At 54.8% G+C, this 16,492-nt stretch carries 15 protein-coding genes and 1 pseudogene; 9 read left to right on the top strand and 7 right to left on the bottom strand.

From position 1 onward, the window contains the following. Positions 1-16 precede the first annotated feature (16 nt). The gene (locus K7H09_RS17250; RefSeq protein WP_007112363.1) at positions 17-793 is read left to right on the top strand and encodes a ferredoxin--NADP reductase; all 777 of its coding nucleotides are present in this window, start codon (positions 17-19) and stop codon (positions 791-793) included. Positions 794-929: 136 nt separating this feature from the next. Here K7H09_RS17250 and glnK read toward each other — a convergent pair whose 3' ends face one another. The 3 genes from glnK to K7H09_RS17235 form a co-directional block, all read right to left on the bottom strand. Next, positions 930-1,268: a P-II family nitrogen regulator gene (glnK, locus tag K7H09_RS17245; protein WP_027957942.1), complete on the bottom strand. Its 339-nt coding sequence runs from the start codon at positions 1,266-1,268 to the stop codon at positions 930-932. 190 nt (positions 1,269-1,458) lie between these two features. Next, positions 1,459-2,706 carry an ammonium transporter gene (locus K7H09_RS17240; protein WP_009286189.1) on the bottom strand — a complete coding sequence of 416 codons (1,248 nt, stop codon included), beginning with the start codon at positions 2,704-2,706 and terminating at the stop codon, positions 1,459-1,461. Positions 2,707-2,751: 45 nt separating this feature from the next. Further along, positions 2,752-3,090, bottom strand: coding sequence for a P-II family nitrogen regulator (locus K7H09_RS17235; RefSeq protein WP_007112359.1), 339 nt, complete (start codon positions 3,088-3,090; stop codon positions 2,752-2,754). A gap of 344 nt (positions 3,091-3,434) precedes the next feature. On the opposite strand from K7H09_RS17235, the gene K7H09_RS17230 reads away from it, so the two are divergent. Continuing rightward, positions 3,435-3,782, top strand: coding sequence for an accessory factor UbiK family protein (locus K7H09_RS17230; protein WP_022521302.1), 348 nt, complete (start codon positions 3,435-3,437; stop codon positions 3,780-3,782). A gap of 3 nt (positions 3,783-3,785) precedes the next feature. On the opposite strand, the gene K7H09_RS17225 is transcribed toward K7H09_RS17230, so the two are convergent. Then, complete coding sequence (locus K7H09_RS17225; RefSeq protein ID WP_230805315.1) at positions 3,786-4,115, bottom strand: hypothetical protein; 330 nt, start codon at positions 4,113-4,115, stop codon at positions 3,786-3,788. On the opposite strand from K7H09_RS17225, the gene K7H09_RS17220 reads away from it, so the two are divergent. The 4 genes from K7H09_RS17220 (at position 4,093) to K7H09_RS17205 (ending at position 10,456) form a co-directional block, all read left to right on the top strand. Further along, on the top strand, positions 4,093-6,102 hold the full coding sequence (locus tag K7H09_RS17220) for a TonB-dependent receptor (RefSeq protein ID WP_230805313.1): 2,010 nt from the start codon (positions 4,093-4,095) through the stop codon (positions 6,100-6,102). The two genes, K7H09_RS17225 and K7H09_RS17220, sit on opposite strands and share 23 nt — an antisense overlap. Positions 6,103-6,151: 49 nt before the next feature. Next, positions 6,152-7,150 (top strand): helix-turn-helix transcriptional regulator, encoded by a 999-nt coding sequence (locus K7H09_RS17215; RefSeq protein ID WP_174788334.1) that lies wholly within the window; start codon positions 6,152-6,154, stop codon positions 7,148-7,150. 157 nt (positions 7,151-7,307) lie between these two features. Beyond that, positions 7,308-9,410 (top strand): TonB-dependent siderophore receptor, encoded by a 2,103-nt coding sequence (locus K7H09_RS17210; RefSeq protein ID WP_230805310.1) that lies wholly within the window; start codon positions 7,308-7,310, stop codon positions 9,408-9,410. A gap of 158 nt (positions 9,411-9,568) precedes the next feature. Further along, entirely contained in the window at positions 9,569-10,456 is an 888-nt protein-coding gene (locus K7H09_RS17205; protein ID WP_230805308.1) for an ABC transporter substrate-binding protein, read from the top strand. Positions 10,457-10,516: 60 nt separating this feature from the next. Here the strand turns inward: K7H09_RS17205 and K7H09_RS17200 are convergent, their stop codons facing one another. Together K7H09_RS17200 and K7H09_RS17195 are read right to left on the bottom strand one after the other, a co-directional pair. Beyond that, positions 10,517-11,014 carry a type II toxin-antitoxin system YhaV family toxin gene (locus K7H09_RS17200; protein WP_141440367.1) on the bottom strand — a complete coding sequence of 166 codons (498 nt, stop codon included), beginning with the start codon at positions 11,012-11,014 and terminating at the stop codon, positions 10,517-10,519. Further along, positions 11,011-11,346, bottom strand: coding sequence for a type II toxin-antitoxin system PrlF family antitoxin (locus K7H09_RS17195; RefSeq protein WP_141440366.1), 336 nt, complete (start codon positions 11,344-11,346; stop codon positions 11,011-11,013). Before K7H09_RS17195 ends, K7H09_RS17200 begins: the two co-directional genes overlap by 4 nt. Positions 11,347-11,555: 209 nt before the next feature. Between K7H09_RS17195 and K7H09_RS17190 the strand changes: the two are divergent. Together K7H09_RS17190 and K7H09_RS17185 are read left to right on the top strand one after the other, a co-directional pair. Continuing rightward, positions 11,556-12,404 (top strand): annotated as a pseudogene (locus K7H09_RS17190) (YifB family Mg chelatase-like AAA ATPase); the annotation flags it as partial. Between the two features lie 80 nt (positions 12,405-12,484). Continuing rightward, a complete protein-coding gene (locus K7H09_RS17185; protein WP_027957951.1) occupies positions 12,485-14,254 on the top strand; it encodes a hypothetical protein in 1,770 nt (589 codons plus the stop codon). 110 nt (positions 14,255-14,364) lie between these two features. Here K7H09_RS17185 and K7H09_RS17180 read toward each other — a convergent pair whose 3' ends face one another. Further along, a complete protein-coding gene (locus K7H09_RS17180; RefSeq protein ID WP_230805306.1) occupies positions 14,365-15,192 on the bottom strand; it encodes a bile acid:sodium symporter family protein in 828 nt (275 codons plus the stop codon). A gap of 297 nt (positions 15,193-15,489) precedes the next feature. Between K7H09_RS17180 and K7H09_RS17175 the strand changes: the two genes are divergently transcribed. Beyond that, positions 15,490-16,404, top strand: coding sequence for a cation diffusion facilitator family transporter (locus K7H09_RS17175; RefSeq protein WP_016916432.1), 915 nt, complete (start codon positions 15,490-15,492; stop codon positions 16,402-16,404). Positions 16,405-16,492 lie beyond the last annotated feature (88 nt).

Raw genomic sequence — 16,492 nt, 5'->3', positions numbered from 1 at the left:
TAATGGAGAAAACGGCATGAGTAAGTTTGCTCTGGAAGAAGTGCTTAGCGTCCATCACTGGAACGATACCCTGTTCAGCTTCCGCACCACCCGCGAGCGCAGCCTGCGTTTCAAAACTGGTCAGTTCGTGATGATTGGTTTGGAAGTGAACGGCAAGCCGCTGATGCGCGCTTACTCCATTGCCAGCCCCAACTACGAAGACCACCTTGAGTTCTTCAGCATTAAAGTACCCGACGGCCCGCTCACTTCACGCCTTCAGCACCTGAAAGTAGGCGATCAGATCATGGTTAGCCGCAAGCCCACCGGCACACTGGTATGCGATGACCTACTGCCGGGCCGCAACCTCTACATGCTCTCCACCGGTACCGGCTTGGCGCCGTTTATGAGCCTGATCCAGGATCCTGAAGTGTACGAGCGCTTCGAGAAGGTAGTGCTGGTTCACGGTGTGCGGGAAGTTTCTGAATTAGCCTACGCCGACTTTATCACCAAAGAGCTGCCAGCTCATGAATACCTGGGTGAAGACATCGCTGAAAAGCTGGTCTACTACCCCACCGTTACTCGGGAAGAGTTCCACACCATGGGGCGCCTAACCGACCATATCCGTACGGGCAAGCTGTTTGAAGACACCGGCCTGCCGCCCATTGATCCGCGCCAGGATCGCGCGATGATCTGCGGCAGCCCCGCCATGCTGGACGATACCAGCGCGCTACTTGACGAGCTGGGTCTGAATATCTCGCCGCGCATGGGCGAGCCGGGCGACTACGTCATCGAGCGTGCGTTTGTCGAGAAGTGAATCGTAATGAGTGAGTGGTGAAAAGAAAAAAGTTTAGCCGCAAGAATGATCGCATCACTCATACAAAGCCCCTGCTGGAGATGCTCCACAGGGGCTTTGTGCCACTTACTACTTACCACTTACAACTCACCAGCGTTTAAACCGCGTCTTTGCCCGTTTCGCCAGTACGGATACGAATCACCTGCTCCAGCGGCATCACAAAGATTTTGCCGTCGCCGATTTTACCTGTGTTCGCCACCTGGGTGATGGCATCAATCACCTGCTCGACCATGTCGTCGTCCACGGCGACTTCCAGCTTCACCTTGGGCAGGAAGTCCACCACATACTCAGCACCACGATACAGCTCGGTATGCCCTTTCTGGCGCCCAAAGCCCTTCACTTCCGTCACCGTAATACCCTGAACGCCGATATCGGAGAGCGACTCGCGTACATCGTCGAGCTTAAACGGCTTGATAATCGCTGTGATCAATTTCATTACCATATCCTCTAACTGGGTGGCCATGATGGGGTCGGGTTGAACGGCTGCTAATGTTGCAGCCGTTAACCGCTAACTACCAGCATACACCGCTATCGGCAGAGAATAAAAAAGCCTCCCACTAAGGGGAGGCCAGAAGGAGCACGCCTGCTCACTAGGTCAGCATTAAATTATTTCTTAATGCCGCTGTTTATTTCTTAATGCCAAATTCGGGATAGGCTTCGAGACCGCACTCAGCGATATCAACGCCTTCATACTCTTCTTCTTCGCTAACCCGGATGCCCATGATGGCTTTCAGGATGAGCCATACCACCAGGCTGGCCAGGAATACCCAAGCGAAGATACCTACGATACCGATGATCTGGGCACCGAATGATGCGCCGTCATTGTTCAGCGGCACTGCCAGCACGCCCCAGATACCGACAACACCGTGAACCGAGATCGCGCCGACCGGATCATCCAGCTTCACTTTATCGAGGGTGACGATGGCTGCGACCACGATGATGCCGCCAATCGCGCCGATAATGGTAGCGCTCAGTGCGGTCGGAGAGAGCGGATCGGCGGTGATGGCCACCAGGCCAGCCAGGGCACCGTTCAATGCCATGGTCAGGTCAGCTTTGCGGAACCACAGTTTGGCCAGGATCAGTGCCGCAATCACACCACCTGCCGCTGCTGCATTCGTGTTTACAAACACCTGTGCCACGTTGTTAGCAGAATCGACAGCCGCAAGTTTAAGCTCGGAACCGCCATTGAAACCGAACCAGCCCATCCACAGAATGAAGGTACCCAGCGTTGCCAGCGGCATGTTGGCACCGGGAATAGCGTGGATAGAACCGTCTTTACCGTATTTACCTTTACGTGGGCCTAGCACGATCACACCCGCTAACGCAGCCGCCGCACCGGCAAGGTGCACAATGCCGGAACCCGCATAGTCAGAGTAGCCCACTTCAGACAACCAGCCGCCACCCCAAGTCCAGTAGCCAGACACCGGATAGATAAACGCGGTCATTACCACAGCAAAGGCCAGGAATGCCCACAGTTTCATACGCTCAGCGACGGCACCCGACACAATTGACATGGCGGTTGCCACGAACACGACTTGGAAGAAGAAGTCAGAACGCATGGAGTAGTAGGGCGCGTCATCGCCGCCTGCGGTAACCGCATCCACACTGTTTTCAGCGCCAATCAAGAAGCCCAGATTGGGCAGGAAGCCGCCAGCGCTGCTGGAGTACATGATGTAGTAGCCCACCAGCAGATACATGGTGCAGGCAATGGCAAACAGCGCGATATTCTTGGTCAGGATCTCAGCGGTGTTTTTGGAGCGTACTAAGCCCGCCTCTAACATGGAGAAGCCTGCCGCCATCCACATGACGAGCACACCGCAAATTAGAAAGTAGAACGTATCGAGCGCGTAGCTCAGATCAGTCAACTCATTCATTGTAAGTTCCCCGTTGAACTATAGAAATGATCCGAAAAAGCAGCGTTAAACGGCGTCTGCACCGCGCTCGCCTGTCCGAATCCGAATAACGTCTTCAAGCGGTGTCACAAACACCTTGCCGTCACCGATCTTGCCGCTGTTAGCCGCACTACAGATTGCATCCAATACGCTCTCCAAACGGGCGTCGTCTACGGCCACTTCCACTTTTACCTTGGGTAGAAAGTCGACGACGTACTCCGCGCCACGATACAACTCGGTATGCCCTTTCTGACGGCCAAAACCTTTAACTTCAGTGACCGTAATGCCCTGAACGCCGTTGTCGGCCAATGCCTCACGAACGTCGTCGAGCTTAAATGGCTTGATGATAGCGGTGATGAGTTTCATCCCGGATCTCCCCTGCTGGATAAGTCCTGCTAGATTGGTAGCGGCACAGCCGCCAGAATAAGCACCTGAACCGATAATGCGCATACTGTGCCAGCTGACTTTTTTTGCTTATAAGTCAGCCAATTAGCCGTCATCAAAAGTGCAGCTCAGCGCTAAATCTGAGCAAATCCATTCTCACACCACCGCTATTGCACCAAAAAAGAGCGTAAGCAAAAGTAGCCTGCTCTATTTCGATGCACACCCTGGGTTAAGCAGTAAAAGCACGCGATACATGCGAATTCGCCAACTGTTGCGTATCCTTACCGGTAAGCAATATTTAAAGCAGGTTTATCTAGGAGAGAACGATGGCGCCTCAAGACCGTATTAGCCGCTTGGCCCAGCAGATTGGTGACCGTTTACAAAACGCCTCCCAGGCGCCAGAAGATATTCAAAAGGGCGTGCAGCAAGTCGTGCGTGGCGCCTTCGACCGCCTGGAGCTTGTCTCACGGGAAGATTTCGACATTTTAATGGATGTACTGCAGCGCACCCGTTCGCGGGTAGAGGCGTTAGAGCGCCAAGTCGCTAACCTTGAAGCAGCCGTTGATGCCTCCGCGCCAACGACGTCCACGCCGCTCGAAGCTGAAGCCCCACCAGTTCCAGAGCAGCATGCGCCGGAATCAGATGCAGAAGACGAGAAGAATAAACCCGCTTAACGTTCAAGCTTCATTAGCAGCAATAGGGAAATGGCTATTGCTGCGCGCACCGCAAAATAAATACGAATCACTATCGTTGACTTTGTTTTTCGTGGTGATACTCTCCGCCTTTGATTTTCTTACCGTCTGCGGATTGTTCACTATGCACGCCCTGTCACTATCAAACCTATCTGTTGCAAAGCTGCCTTTTGCAAAGCCTTTCTTTTCGCCGTCGTCTGTTTCAATATCTGGGCTTGTTGGCACCGGCCTGTTACTGAGCTTCTCCAATGGCGTTTTCGCCCAAAATACTGCGTCTAGCGCCGACGAGACCATGGTGGTCGTTGGATCGCGCACTCCTAGTCAGATCAGTCAAATTCCCGGTGCTGTATGGGTAATTGACAAAGAGATGCTGCAACAGCAGACCCGCAATGGTGCAGACCTAAAGACAGCATTGGGGCATCTGGTACCGGGGTTGGATCTGGCGCCTCAAGGGCGCACCAATTATGGGCAAAACATGCGAGGCCGGGGCGTGCAGGTGCTCATCGACGGCGTATCGCTGAACAGTTCCCGTGGGCTTTCCCGACAGTTCGATGCCATCGATCCCTTCAATATTGAGCGCGTGGAAGTGCTTTCCGGCGCCAGCAGCCTGTATGGCGGCGGTGCTACGGGGGGCTTGATCAATATCATTACCCGCAAAGGTGAAGAAGGCCTGAACTGGCGTACTGAAGCAGGCATCACCACCGGCTTCAACAACAGCGATGACATAGATCGACGCCTCGCACAATCCATCAGCGGTGGTAACGAGCGGGTTCAAGGCTATCTGGGTACCGCCATTGGCGACAACGGCCGCCACTATGACGGCAGCGGCCAGGAAATCTTTCCCGATATCGCCCAGACCGACCTACAGGATAATCGCAGCATTGATGTATTGGGCAACCTCTCTTTCCGCTTGACCGATGAACAGAGTCTGGAACTGGGTGCCCAGCTGTACCGTTCAGGCTATGAAGGTGACCGGGGTGTTTACTTTCCCAACCTCGACGCTGCCACGCCCAACTTGAACGATGCCGAAATTCGCGATGGCTACCGTTCACAGCGCGATCCGGAAACCGACCGTAAGCTCGTCAACGTCAACTATCACCACGCCAACCTGTGGGGGCAAAACTTCTACCTGCAGGCATTCCACCGGGAGGAGGAGTCCAGCTTCCAGGCATTTCCCTACCCAGTCGCCGACGGCCTGCAATTTCGCGCCTCGCAACAAAACACCGATTTAAGCGGCATCAAAGCGCTGTTTGAATCGCGCCTGGGTGATGACGTTTCGCTAACCTACGGCCTCGATCTGGATCGTGAAACCTTCGATGCCAGCCAGATGCTGTTCGATACCGACATATCGGATGCTTCCGGCGGCCTGGTTCAGCAGGCATCGGGGGTTGAGCCTCGCTACCCCGGTTATCAAGTGGACGGGCTTTCAGGCTTCCTCCAGGGCGACTGGCAGGCCACCCAGGCGCTCAAGCTCTCCGCAGGGTTGCGGCAGCAGCATATGGACGTCGAGGTGGATGAATTCCAGGGGATTCCTGGCGGCGAGAATGACTATGAAGCAACGCTCTTCAATGCCAGCGCCCTCTACGACTACGGCAACGGTCACCAGAACTGGCTGCAGTTTAGCCAGGGCTTCGAACTGCCAGATCCTGCCAAATATTACGGCAAGAGCCCCGACGTAAGTGTCGATAACAACCCGTTATCTGCCATCGAGACGGATCAGATAGAGCTAGGCTGGCGCTACCAGGGTGGCAACTGGACGACCCAAACAGCGCTTTACTACGCCTGGTCGGACAAAGCGGTAGAGAACGCCGAGGATTTAAGCGTCAGCGTCGTCGATGAGAAGAAACGCGACTTCGGCCTGGAAAGCGCCGTGACCCGTTACTTTGATAATGGCCTGGAGGCAGGGGGCACCCTGCACCTGGTGCGTTCCGAGCAGGAGAACGACCAAGGGGAGTGGGAGAAGCGTGACGCCCGCTATGCATCGCTCTCTTCCGCCACTGCCTTTATTGGCTGGACGGACTATGTACGTTCGGCTCGCTTGCAGGCCAACCACAACTTCGACCTGAAAGACGATGCCGACCGCGAGATCGATGGCAATACCACCCTCGACTTATCGCTCAGCCAGGAAACCGATTTTGGCACCTTAAGCCTGGGAGTGCAGAACCTGCTGGATGATCAGTACTCCACCGTCTGGGGTCAGCGAGCCGCCATGTTCTATTCGCCCTACTACGGCCCAGAGTACCTCTACGACTACCAGGGCCGCGGGCGTACTTACACCCTGAACTGGTCGATGGAGTACTGAGTGCTGGTTCGCTACTCGCTGACAACCGCTCAAGGGTGAGGTAACGGGGATGGCTACACTCGGCTCAATAACGCCATCTTGCGTACCACTAACCACCCATGACCTGCTGGCTATTGGTCAGCGCTTCGGGATCGACTACCGCTTTCCCGAAGCGCCTGACCGCTCCCAGCCAGCGCCTTGTGTTGCCCATGGGCGGGTGATGGACGTTGAGGTAGACCCCACGCTGCGGGTGACACACTCTGATCTTGATGTCCTGCACGCTTACGCCTCCACTTCCCGGCGTGCCGCGCCGTGGTTTCTCAGCGTGATACTCGAGGGCCATATCCAAGTCGGCCTAGGGCACCAGTCGTTTCAGTTGCAGGCCGGCGACGCCTTCAGTGCCCATTTCAACGAGCAGACCGGGCTTGAGGTCTTCCAGCCCGCGCCACAACGATTGCGCATTCTCAACGTATCGATTCTGGCTTGCACAGAGCCTCTCTCTTTCTCGCCCATTAGCTGTTCGCCTATCAATGTTGCCCCTCCGGCAGCGCCCGTACTGCATACTTGGCAGGTGCCGCAGTTCCTTATCCATAGCCTGGAGGCAGCACTGGCTTCGAACTGGTCAGTAGAGCGGCAGCGCCTGCTATGGCAGGGGCTCGCGCTCCAGTTGTTAGCTCATGGGCTGCCTGCCGCCTCCCTTGAGTCCAGCGACGAAGAAAAGGCAGTCAGCCTGCCACCGGGTTTAACCCAGCGCGACCACCAGCGCCTGGAGCACTTGCGTCAGCAGCTCGAACACTCCCCCAACCAGGATTATCGGCTTGAGCAGTTGGCCCGCAATGCCGCGATGAGCCCGAGCAGCCTACGCACCAAGTTTCACCGCTGTTACGGCTGCTCGATATTCGACTACCTACGACGTTGTCGCCTGACCCAAGCTCAAGCGTACTTACGCAAAGGTTATAGCGTGCAGCAAACCGCTCACGCCTGTGGCTACCGCCACGCCACCAATTTTGCCACCGCCTTTAAGCGCGCTTTTGGCATTGCGCCCCATGAAGTACACCATCGCCATTAAAGCCGCAGGGTTGTTTTTGGAGCGCTAAGTTCCTCTGTTGGACGTTTTTTGGCAGTACGCATACTCCCTTTGTCATTGCGCATACCTTTCAGTAGCCATTAAGCGCAATAATTCTCATTAACACATTGGTTAATTGATGCTTATTGCAGGTGCCTCCATGCTCATCCCCCATCACCGTTTTCTACGCTCTCCGCTTAGCGTCGCCGTTCTCTCGGCACTGGCTGTTTCCCCGGTATACGCTCAAGAAAGCACCGAGTTAGCCACCGTCACGGTGACTGCCCAGCAGGCTGCCACCAAAGTGGAAACGCCGACGATCGAAATACCCCAGAGCGTTTCCACGATCACCCGCGAACAGATGGATAACCGCGGCGTAAGTACCGTGCAGCGCGCCACCGACTACACGCCAGGTGTTTACAGCAATCAGGTAGGCGCCTCCAATCGCTTCGACTACCTGGTACTGCGCGGTTTTTCTGACGGCAGCTTGAGCAATACCTTCCTGGATGGCCTGAAAGTAATGGGGGATGCCAACTCCCATAGCAGTATGCGCATTGACCCATGGTTTCTGGAAAGCATTGAAGTGGTGCGCGGGCCCGCCTCGGTACTCTATGGACGCGCCTCCCCTGGCGGGGTAGTCGCCCTGAACAGCAAGCGGCCAGAATTTGAACAGGGCGGTGAGCTGCGTTTTCGAGTGGGTAATAATAACCAGCGCAGCGCCGCTTTTGACCTCACCGGCCCTATTGGCGAAGAGCAGCGGGTGGCCTTTCGCCTGACCGGGATTGCCAGCGCCGCGGATACCCAGTTTGGCCCGGCAGAAGAGGAGCGCTATGCCATTGCGCCCCGGCTCACCTGGGATATCACCGATGACACCAGCCTCACCGTAGAAGCCTACCTACAGGATGAACCCGAAGGCGGCTACCACTCCGGCGTACCCTATGAGGGGGCCGTGGTCGCCCATAATGGCCACAAGATCAGCAACAACTTCTTTGATGGTGAAGAGGATTACGACACCTACGAGCGAACCCAACGCATGTTCGGCTACGCCCTGGAACACCGCTTCAACGACCAGGTGACCGGCCGTCAATTGATGCGCTATCTCAATTCCGACGTAGTGCTCAATCAGGTCTACGGCTTTGGTTGGACGTCACCGACCTCTGACGAGCTCACCCGCTACTACTCCGGCAGCAATGAATCTCTGGAAGCCTGGACACTCGATAACCAGCTTGAAGCCACACTCAGCAGCGGCTTTATGGATCACACGCTGCTGTTTGGAGTGGATTACCAGCAGCGGGAAAACGACGTATCGTGGCCCACTGGGTATTTCCCGCCGCTCAATGCGTTTGACCCGGTTTATGGCAGCGACCCCATCGAGTTTTACGCCCCGGTGCGCGAACGCCATGAGATCGACCAGACCGGGGTTTACCTGCAAGACCAGATAGCCCTCGATAACTGGCGCTTCACCCTGGGTGGCCGCTACGACTGGGTCAATATCGACAATGCCAACCGCGATAGCGGTGATACCAGTTCCCTTAGCGACACCCAGTTCAGTGGCCGCGCCGGGGTGGTCTACCTGTTCGATAACGGCGTAGCGCCCTACCTGAGCTACTCTACCGCCTTCACCCCCACCAGTTTCGTGGATGAGAGTGGCGATCTGCTCCAGCCCATGGAAGGCGAACAGTGGGAAACCGGCGTTAAATACCAGCCTAACGGTAGCCAAAACCAATACAGCGCGGCGCTGTTCCATATCGGTCAGGAGAACGTCGCCACCAAAGAGCAGCCCACCGACCCATACCGAGCCGTAGGGGAGATCGAATCCCAAGGGTTGGAGCTGGAAGCACAAACCCAGCTAACGGATACCCTATCGGTTCAGGCAGGCTATAGCTTCACCGACATCACCTACGCCAAAAGCGACGACGGTAACCAGGGCAACAACGCCATTTACTCCCCCCGCCACCAAGTACAGCTCTGGGGCCGCTACGAGGCCAACAAGGGCTGGCTAAACGGCGTGGATATGGGTGTCGGCGTGCGTCACTACGCGGATATCGCCGCTGACCGGGCCAATACCGAAACCGTGCCCGACTACACTCTGGTGGATGCCACCATTGGCTACGACCTCAGCCAACTCGGCGTAGAAGGGGTCGAAACACGTTTAAACGTGAACAATTTATTGGATAAAGAGTACGTGGCCTCCTGCAACTCCCTGGAGTACTGCTACTTCGGTGCCGAGCGCGGCATCACCGCTAGCGTCCACTACCGTTTCTAAGCTTCTGCTCTACGTCCTTGACTAAGTATTGCTAAGTAATTGTTAACACACCTGCCCAGGCCACTTTACCTGGGCCCTTTAGCTTGAATAGAGGTTTGCAAACAATAAATATTATCGTTTAAATACACTCCTTATTTTCTGGATGGCCTCTCACCACCATGCGCCACACCAACCTGTTCTCTTTGCTCGCGCGCTGCGGGCTATTTGCCGTTTGTATGCTGCACCTGTCAACCGCCCAGGCCCAGTGGGCAACGGTGGACTGGACGATTGCCGAAACCTTGCTGGCTATTGACGCGCCTGTAAGCAGCGTCGCCCAGCAGAGTGACTACCGTGCCTGGGTAGGCGAACCGCGCATTCCTGATAATGTTAGCGATATGGGGCTGCGCACCCAGCCCAACCTGGAGCTGCTAGCCCAGGTGCCACCAGAGCAGACGCTGATTTCGCCCATGTTCGCGGGTTTAACGCCACGCTTGGAGAAAATTGCGCCGGTCACTTTGTTCTCGCTCTACTCCCCCGGCACCGATACCTGGCAGGAAATGCAAACCCTGACCCGTCAGCTAGGCGAGTTAACCGAGCGCCAGCCCCAGGCCGAGCAGCTTATTGAAGAGACCCAAGCCTTGATGGCCACGCTGCGCGAATCCCGCCCCCTCTCTCAGTCAGAAATCGCGCCGCTGCTGATGGTGCAGTTTATGGATGCCCGCCACGTGCGGGTGTTTGGGGAAAACAGTTTGTACAACGCCGTTCTGGAGCAGCTCGACCTCCCCAATGCCTGGGATCAATCCACGAATGCCTGGGGATTTGCGCTGGTAGGGATTGAAGCGCTGGCACGCTACCCAGAAGCAACGCTGGTGATCATCGACCCACTGCCCGCCGGAGCCGAAGAGCAGTTGGCAAAAAGCGGCCTGTGGCAGCAGCTCCCCAGCGTCAGACACGACAGGATAGTTCGCCTGCCGCCGGTATGGAGCTTCGGCGCACTTCCCTCCGCCCAGCGCTTTGCCCGTGAGCTGACGATGGCGCTAGAGGCAGCGCAAGCGGTTAGCCATTAGGACAGTGGGTAGCGGGATTTGAAGCCTAATAAACGATAGCGCGACCACATCATGCTGCCATTAGTTTTCGTCACCATCTGCCGCAAAGAGCACATTGATGCGATCAACTTCCCTCATTGAGGCTTTCTGTAAGGCTTTCCAGCTGTCCGGCGGATTACCATTGTTGAGCATTTTCTGAAAGACATTGTACGCATCATGCTTACTATCGTAAGCGCGCTTTGTAGTGTCATCGTTGACCCACGCGTAAATAATAATTTTGCTCGCAGCATCGTAACGAAAGAACAGCCGATACTGTTGGTAGAACTTAGCTCGTTGCCAGTGTGTATGCTCTGTGCCGAGGGTGTTTCCTTGGCGGTATTGAGTGCCTGATGGATCCTGCGGAATATCATTCAAGGCCAGTTTCATGATCGCGGCTAGGCGCTTGGTGGCCGCCTTATTGCGATAACCGGCAGGATCTTTCGATTGAAGATGTCTCACCTTCACGGTGAGTGCTTCGACTTGTTCCAAGAACAACGGATGGGCATAGATTGTCCATCCATTAACCTCCAGAGGTTTCATTCGTCGTCATCATCCTCTTCCAGCGCCTCTTCGAGATCTACCTCAATACCTGCGGTAAGGCGTTCGGCCTCGGCAAAGCTACTCGCGGTCACCGGGCGAATATTTTCTGGATGCGCCAGAAGATCGCGCTCCAGAAAATTAAGGAAGTTGACCATCACAGGGTCGTGTTTGACCTCATCACTTACCCGGGAAAGCACCACTTCACCATCTGGACGCACGGTATAATGGATACGGTCTCGGCGTTTCAGCTTTAGCGCCCGGCGAATCGATGCCGGAACAGTCGTTTGATAGCGATCTGTCAGAGTTGAATCGTCTTCGATAAGCGTGCTCACTGTCGCTCCCCGCCTGATAGCAATGCAAAGGTAATGCATACAAAGTTAATGCAAGCGCATTACCTCGTCAAGCTGCCTCCGCTTCTTTAAATCGGTCACTTGAGCGCTACCAAAGCGTTCTTAATTACGATAGGTTAAGCATTTAAAGTAAAGTAGAGTTCGCTTACATTGGGGCTAAAGCTCTTAGCAAACGACAGCGAGGGAGTGCGATGACGCTAGCCATCGTAGCCACGCGCGCAGGCGTAGGTTTAGATGCACCGGCGGTGCATGTTGAGGTACATCTGGCCAACGGCTTGCCGGGCCTAACGCTAGTGGGCTTGCCGGAAACGGCGGTAAAAGAGAGCCGCGAACGGGTGCGCAGTGCACTGGTTAATGCAGGCTTTGATTTTCCTAATACCCGCCGTATTACCTTAAACCTCGCCCCCGCCGATCTACCTAAGGAGGGTGGCCGTTTTGATCTGCCCATTGCCCTAGGTATCCTCGCCGCCTCCGGGCAAATTCCCGTGGAAGCGCTGGAAGGTATGGAGTGCGCTGGTGAGCTGGCCCTGGATGGCAAGCTGCGCGCGGTGCCGGGCATACTGCCCTTTGCCCTGGCCACCCGGCGGGCGAAAAAAGCACTGATCATTCCCCGCGACTGCGCCGATGAAGCCGCCCTGGCAGGCGATTTGCCGGTGCTGCCTGCCGATACTCTCTGGCAGGTAGTGGCGCACTTACTCGCTCAAGAGAAGATACCCCCGCACAAGCTCAGCGCTTCGGTGAAAACCACCGCCCCGGTGGATGACCTTGCCGATGTGCGCGGCCAACAGCAGGCTCGCCGTGCGCTGGAAGTCGCGGCGGCCGGGGGGCATAACCTGTTGTTTGCAGGCCCTCCTGGCACCGGCAAAACCATGCTGGCCAGCCGCCTGCCGGGCATTCTGCCGCCGCTCTCTGAGGAGGATGCTCTGGCAGTCGCTGCTGTGCGCTCGGTTTGCGGGTTACCGCTGGAAGCGGACTGGGGAAGAAGGCCATTTCGACAGCCCCATCACAGTGCCAGCGGCGCCGCCCTGGTAGGTGGCGGCTGTCATTTTCAACAATTGTTGCGACTAAACAATAATTGCTGCGACAATCTCTATGTTGAGTTTACATAGAGCACGCCCTTGTGACCGTTTCTCTCAAACAATCCAGAACCTTTAGCTTTCAAGATGGCACCCTTAAAGACGAAACTGAGCGCTTGGTCGTTTGGTGGTACGGGCCTATCTTCAAAAATATCCGCTCACAAAGCGTCCCTAAAATTTATGTATTTTTAAGACCTATTGATCAGGAGAACAAATTAGGAGACGTGATTAAGCGAACGACGGTCTTAACGCATGTCGGACTATTGAGAATCGGCTCCGTCTGGGAAAAGGGCGTGAGCAACTCCCGCATCGCATTTGAGGAGAAAACATTCCCTGTTTCGTTCTCTCCGGGCGGCTGGCGGATTGTCTCCTTAGACGACTTGCACAAAGCAGGGCGCAGCCTCTATACCTCCTTTCATGAGGCAAGCTATTTACCGCTGGACAGAAAACACAAATCGTACCTGATTGAATTTGACCTCCCAGATGGCAAACATCTGCTCATCCCTTGCACCGAATTTTTTGCACGCGTTTACGGTCGATCATCTGAAATCAAGCGTGTGCTCGCCACTTACTGTTGGGAGGAGGTCAAAGAACGGCTTTATCGACCGCTTAATGCGCCCCCATCGCCAGGTACCTGGCCTGTCAGATTTACATATCGTGTTCATAGGCACGATGCGATTTTGCTCGCGCACATGCTGTACGACCCCTATGCCGAACAAGCTGCCAGAGATATTTATGCGCAGACTGAAGCCAGCTTCCCCCAAGATAAGATGCTTTTAAAAGTCACTCCATGGTTTCAAGGCAGCGGGGAAATCTCTGTTTCTGGCGTTCCAATTGATGGTGGCAACACATTCCTAGGCTTGCAGATATTAGGCTGTACGCAGCCCGATGGTGCCACGATCCACCGTGAAAGAGAGAAATCAACGACAGTACCAGCCACCGATGGCGACGATGCCCCCTCTCAGTTCCCCTATCATCAGCTTCAAGACATCCCCGATGTCATTGACCTGACGGATGATGACGAGCCCGACCATGGTTCTTCCTGGCTAGACCTTACTGAGGACGAATTCGTTATTTTAGGTAAGCCTCGCGCCGTCTTGGATAAACGATATACCCGAAAAAACGTGCCCGATACACGAGGCGTCCCCGTTCCGGGTGACGAAACCATTTTCTCCACTGGGGAGCCACATGGGTCAGGGAAGGGAGTGGGACAAGCGTCTATTCATGCTCCTATTACACTGGAATCACAGGGCTTTCTACGTGATATGTGGAATGCGCTTCTCTATTTACAATCGGCCTATCCCGCAACGATTCGTGGCGTTAGCTGGTTTACCTTTGAAGACGGATTCAGCACTTCTCCTGACCCTCGGTTAATCAGCCTCGAACCTTTCGAAATAGACGAGGAGGTGGAAACGTCAGTCGCTAATTGGGTTTACATTGATACTCAGACCAAGGTACCTCGCGGGGTGCTCGTCGTTCGGGTGCATGTGTTAGATCAAACGCTCTATCTCATGGAGATCCAACGACGCCCTCCAAAACCCAGAGCTGGCGGTAGCGAGGAGGCATCCAAGCCTCCTTCCTATAAAGGTTTAGTCTTCACGCTGAGCCACCAAGGCAGCTTCGAGCAGTGGTTACGCCAAGTGCTGTCTAACGTGCGGCACGTAGAAGGTGTTGTCCAAAAACTAGTTGGTCACTGCCCAGGATTCGCCGATACGTTCAAGCACCCTAAATCCAAAAAGGAACAGATACCCTGCGAAGCCTCTGTGTTAAATGCTTTTAGCAAGGTCAGTATTGGTCGCAGTGACTTAGCATAGGTACTATTTGCCACCTTTATGAGTAGCGGTGTCTGTTTTGTCGGTAAGAGCAACCTGTACACCCCGTGTGCAGGTTGCTCTTCTGACGAAGAGCCGATACGGCCATCCCTTCAGTGGCGGGCGAGGATCTTCGCTGCGATGGGCGAAGTGATCATTTGAATCACGGCAAAAAAAGCGGCTGGAATTGCGATCTCTGATGGCAAGCCAGAAGCAGCGACAAACGCTGCAGCGATGCTGAATTCCTTTTTACTGACCGTGAAAAGATAGGTAATCACCTCTTTGCGATCAGAGGTGAGTAACCGTGAGGACATACCTACCAGGTACCCAATCAAATTGAGGCACAGGGCCGCGCCCGCAATCACAAACGCATACCAGCCATAGCCAATGATCGTGGTGGCATTCGGCCCGACCACGGCGAGTAGGATCAGCAGATACAGAATCGACCCTATCCCTGCATACGCTGAATCATGCCGTGCAAAGAAAGCCGAGAACCTTGTACGCAAGCTGACCCCAATCACGGTAGGAAGAAGCACGATTAGTGTTAATTCAAGAATAATTGATCCAAGCGGCACGTCTAACTGAAGGCCGGTGAGCCATAAAAACAGGAAGGGAACAATAAACGGACATAACGCGGTGTTGACTGCGTTGAAAACAGCGGCAAGCGCCACATTGCCTTTCGCCATCAGTACCAAAAGAGGAGAAGACACATCTGTCGGCAGCGTGCCGAGCAAGGTTTGGCCAGCAGCCAGCGGGCCGCTTCCAAAAAATAGACGGCCCGTTAGCCACCCGGCAATCGACATAGGCCCATAGACCAGCCCCAATGCCAACAACTGCCGTGACGGCTTTCGGAACACGATGCGCACTGCATGCGCATCGAATGTGAGGCTGATAATCAACATCAGTAATGCCAGTAATGGCCCAATCGCGAACTTAAGCATTATTCCGGTGGCCGGAAAGAGTAAGCCTCCCCCCGCGACGACGATTACAAACCAGACAAGGTGCGCCTCGACAAAATAAATGAATCTACCCATGGTGGATTGGACGTTACCGGTTGAAGTGGATTGAGCCCCGCACCTAAAACATGATCACCTTCGGCCCAGCACACAAAGGCTCCTTGGTAGCTAGGGACGTGCTTCCCAATCCAGCGATGCAAATAGATAATGCTCAAGGGTTGAAGCTTTAGTTGCTAGAGGTTTTATAGTACCAAGAACAGATAATTCGAGAGAAGGTAACAGATGGGACATCATCATGATCATCCCCACATTGATCCTGCCTCTGGCGACCGGCGCGTCAGCATCTCCATTTGGGCCAATGGGCTCTTAACCATCGCTCAAATCGTCGGTGGCATTATGGCGGGGAGCCTATCGCTGATCGCTGATGCGTTACATAACTTTTCTGACATGGCAGCATTAGTCATTGCCTTTGCTGCTCGTAAAATCGCCAGACGGCCTGCCGATGCGCATATGACCTTTGGCTATGGCCGCATCGAGATAGTGGCAGCACTCATCAATTACACCACCCTCATTATTGTCGGTGTCTACCTGATTTACGAAGGCGCTATGCGGATGGTCGATCCCCCTGAGATAGAGGGATGGACGATCGTGATTATTGGTGGCGTCGCGCTCGTCGTCGATGCCCTTACCGCCATGCTCACGTGGTCAATGCAAAAAGAGAGTGTCAATATCCGCGCCCTTTTTCTGCATAACTTATCGGATGCGTTTGCCTCCATCGCCGTGATTATCGGTGGTTCGCTTATTTTACTGTACGACATGCGCTGGGTGGACCCCGCGATCACGATAGGGATTGCGCTATATATTCTTTACCTAGCCTTCTCTGAAATTGGCGGCCCTATCCGTACGCTAATGCTGGGATCTCCCCCGGACATTGACGGGCAGGCAGTCGTTGAGACCGTACGAGATATCGAGGGAGTCCAGGATATTCACCATGTGCATCTATGGCAGATGCAGGAAAACATGGCAGCCCTTGACTGCCACGTGGTTCTGACAGAAACCGGCTGGCAGCAGCTTGAATCCGTCAAAGCAGAGATCAAGGAGCAGCTTAAAATGCGCTTCAGTATTGCTCATTCCAGCCTAGAGTTTGAGCATAGTGACCACGCGCATCAAAATGCCAATCTATATGGGCACGAGTGATAGACCGAGGCCGACTCCCGGCTCAGGTAGGTAGCGAGCGGCTTACTCCCATAGCGATTGGCTTATTTTTCAACCCTACTTTTCCACC

The sequence above is a fragment of the Halomonas sp. IOP_14 genome, assembly GCF_021021315.1.
GTDB lineage: Bacteria > Pseudomonadota > Gammaproteobacteria > Pseudomonadales > Halomonadaceae > Vreelandella > Vreelandella titanicae.
Note: the sequence above shows the minus strand (reverse complement) of the source record. Positions and strands in the feature narration are given on the sequence as shown.

What these genes read in the sequence shown, in the direction of transcription:
- K7H09_RS17200 (WP_141440367.1), bottom strand. Translation starts at nt 11,014, where the DNA reads ATGAAACCTCTGGAGGTTAATGGATGGACAATCTATGCCCATCCGTTG.
- K7H09_RS17205 (WP_230805308.1), top strand. Translation starts at nt 9,569, where the DNA reads ATGCGCCACACCAACCTGTTCTCTTTGCTCGCGCGCTGCGGGCTATTT.
- K7H09_RS17220 (WP_230805313.1), top strand. Translation starts at nt 4,093, where the DNA reads ATGGTGGTCGTTGGATCGCGCACTCCTAGTCAGATCAGTCAAATTCCC.
- glnK (WP_027957942.1), bottom strand. Translation starts at nt 1,268, where the DNA reads ATGAAATTGATCACAGCGATTATCAAGCCGTTTAAGCTCGACGATGTA.
- K7H09_RS17180 (WP_230805306.1), bottom strand. Translation starts at nt 15,192, where the DNA reads ATGCTTAAGTTCGCGATTGGGCCATTACTGGCATTACTGATGTTGATT.
- K7H09_RS17175 (WP_016916432.1), top strand. Translation starts at nt 15,490, where the DNA reads ATGGGACATCATCATGATCATCCCCACATTGATCCTGCCTCTGGCGAC.
- K7H09_RS17240 (WP_009286189.1), bottom strand. Translation starts at nt 2,706, where the DNA reads ATGAATGAGTTGACTGATCTGAGCTACGCGCTCGATACGTTCTACTTT.
- K7H09_RS17235 (WP_007112359.1), bottom strand. Translation starts at nt 3,090, where the DNA reads ATGAAACTCATCACCGCTATCATCAAGCCATTTAAGCTCGACGACGTT.
- K7H09_RS17210 (WP_230805310.1), top strand. Translation starts at nt 7,308, where the DNA reads ATGCTCATCCCCCATCACCGTTTTCTACGCTCTCCGCTTAGCGTCGCC.
- K7H09_RS17230 (WP_022521302.1), top strand. Translation starts at nt 3,435, where the DNA reads ATGGCGCCTCAAGACCGTATTAGCCGCTTGGCCCAGCAGATTGGTGAC.
- K7H09_RS17250 (WP_007112363.1), top strand. Translation starts at nt 17, where the DNA reads ATGAGTAAGTTTGCTCTGGAAGAAGTGCTTAGCGTCCATCACTGGAAC.
- K7H09_RS17215 (WP_174788334.1), top strand. Translation starts at nt 6,152, where the DNA reads ATGGCTACACTCGGCTCAATAACGCCATCTTGCGTACCACTAACCACC.